This is a genomic window from Mycobacterium sp., assembly GCF_035603715.1.
GTDB lineage: Bacteria > Actinomycetota > Actinomycetes > Mycobacteriales > Mycobacteriaceae > Mycobacterium.
Genome location: NZ_DATNJW010000665.1, coordinates 1 through 2329 on the forward strand (window position 1 = coordinate 1; position 2329 = coordinate 2329).

The 2329-nt window shown below is 64.8% G+C and carries 2 protein-coding genes; both read left to right on the forward strand.

The window, feature by feature from the left end; genetic code table 11:
- Window positions 1-885, forward strand: an 885-nt coding sequence (locus VN856_RS26865; RefSeq protein ID WP_325694987.1) for a proton-conducting transporter membrane subunit, incomplete at its 5' end; no start/stop codon positions are given.
- A partial coding sequence (locus VN856_RS26870) for an NADH-quinone oxidoreductase subunit M (RefSeq protein WP_325694989.1) occupies window positions 879-2329 on the forward strand: 1451 nt, incomplete at its 3' end. The genes VN856_RS26865 and VN856_RS26870, both read left to right, overlap by 7 nt.

The following is a 2329-nucleotide window of genomic DNA, read 5'->3' on the forward strand; positions in this document are numbered from 1 at the left end:
CTGCACCTGCTCACCCACGGCTTCTTCAAAGCCGGCCTGTTCCTCGGCTCCGGCGCGGTGATCCACGCGATGCACGAAGAACAAGACATGCGCCACTACGGCGGTCTGCGCAGCGCGCTGCCGGTGACCTTTGCCACCTTCGGCCTGGGTTACCTCGCGATCATCGGTGTGCCGCCCTTCGCGGGTTTTTTCTCCAAAGACGCCATCATCGAAGCCGCGCTGGGCGCGGGCGGAGTCGGCGGCTGGATCCTGGGCGGGGCTGCCCTGCTGGGCGCCGGGATCACCGCGTTCTACATGACCCGGGTGATGCTGCTGACCTTCTTTGGTGAAAAGCGTTGGGCGCCAGACGCACATCCGCATGAAGCGCCAGCGTTGATGACCTGGCCGATGATCCTGCTCGCGGTCGGATCAGTATTCTCCGGCGGCCTGCTGGGCTGGGGCGGCACACTGCGGCACTGGCTGGAACCGGTCACCACCTTCGAGGAGAGTTCGCCGGTGGCGCCGTCGTGGGTGATCAGCGCCGTGGCCGTCGGTGTCGTCGCCGTCGGCTTCCTGATCGCTTTGTGGCGCTACCTCGGCCGCGCGGTGCCCGAGACGGCACCCGCCGACGTGTCGGTGCTGACCGTCGCCGCCCGCAGAGATCTGTACGGCGACGCCTTCAACGAGGAGGTCTTCATGCGACCGGGTGCGCAGCTCACGCACGCGCTGGTCGAGTTCGACGATCAGGGTGTGGACGGCTCGGTCAACGCGTTGGGCAACTTGGTGGCCCGCACCTCGGAGTGGCTGCGCGGATTCCAGACCGGATACGCCCGCAACTACGCGTTGTCGATGTTGGCCGGAGCGGCGCTGGTCGCCGCCGGGATCCTGGCGGTGCAACTGTGGTAACGACGTTCCCTTGGCTGTCCGTGCTGTGGCTGCTGCCATTGCTCGGTGCCGTGGTCATCATTCTGGTGCCGGCCGGCGGGCGGCAGTTCGCCAAATGGCTCGGCGTGGTGGTGTCGGTTGCCGTGCTGGCGCTGTCGCTAGCGCTCGCGGTGGAATTCAAGGCCGGCGGCCCGACCTACCAGTTCGTCGAATCTCACCCGTGGATACCGGCATTCGGCGCGGGATACACCCTCGGTATCGACGGCATCGCGTTGGTGCTGGTCTTGCTGACCACCGTCTTGGTGCCGTTCCTGCTGGTGGCCGGCTGGAACGACGGCGGTGAGCGATCACGCGGGACCCAGGCCTACGTTGCGCTGACACTGACCATCGAATCGATGGTGCTCGTCTCGGTGGTCTCACTGGACGTCCTGCTGTTCTACGTGTTCTTCGAAGCCATGCTCATCCCGATGTACTTCCTCATCGGCGGTTTCGGTGGCGGCGCACATCGCTCCCGCGCTGCGGTGAAGTTCTTGCTGTACAACCTGTTCGGCGGTCTGATCATGCTGGCCGCCGTGATCGGCCTGTACGTGGTGACCGCTCAGAACGGCTCTGGCACGTTCGATTTCCGTCAGATCGTCGCCGCTGTCAGCTCGGGTTCGCTGGGGGCGTCTTCGGCTGTTACCAAGGCATTGTTCCTGGGATTCATGTTCGCCTTCGCGATCAAGGCGCCGTTGTGGCCGTTCCACCGCTGGCTGCCCGACGCCGCGGTGGAATCGACACCGGCGACCGCCGTTCTGATCACCGCGGTGATGGACAAGGTGGGCACGTTCGGCATGCTGCGCTACTGCCTGCAGTTGTTCCCTGACGCGTCAACGTATTTCCGCCCCGTCATCGTCACGCTGGCAGTGATCGGCGTCATCTACGGCGCGATCGTGGCGATCGGGCAGACCGACATCATGCGGCTGATCGCCTATACGTCGATCTCGCACTTCGGCTTCATCATCCTGGGCATCTTTGTGATGACGACGCAGGGCCAGAGCGGATCCACGCTGTACATGCTCAACCACGGCATCTCCACCGCCGCGGTGTTCCTGATCGCCGGATTCCTGGTCTCGCGGCGCGGCAGTCGGTCGATCGCCGCCTATGGCGGTATTCAGAAGGTGGCCCCCGTGCTGGCCGGCACATTCTTGATCGCGGGCCTGGCCACCGTGTTCTTGCCCGGGCTGGCGCCGTTCGTCAGCGAATTCCTGGTACTGCTGGGCGCATACAACCGTTACTGGCTGTCCGCGGCGGTCGGTGTGATCGCACTGATCCTGTCCTCGATCTACATTCTGTGGCTGTACCAACGGGTGATGACCGGCCCCGTCACCGAAGGCAATGAGCGGATCCGTGACCTCGTGCCGCGCGAAATCCTGGTCGTCGCACCGCTGATCGCGCTGCTGCTGGTGCTGGGGATCTACCCGAA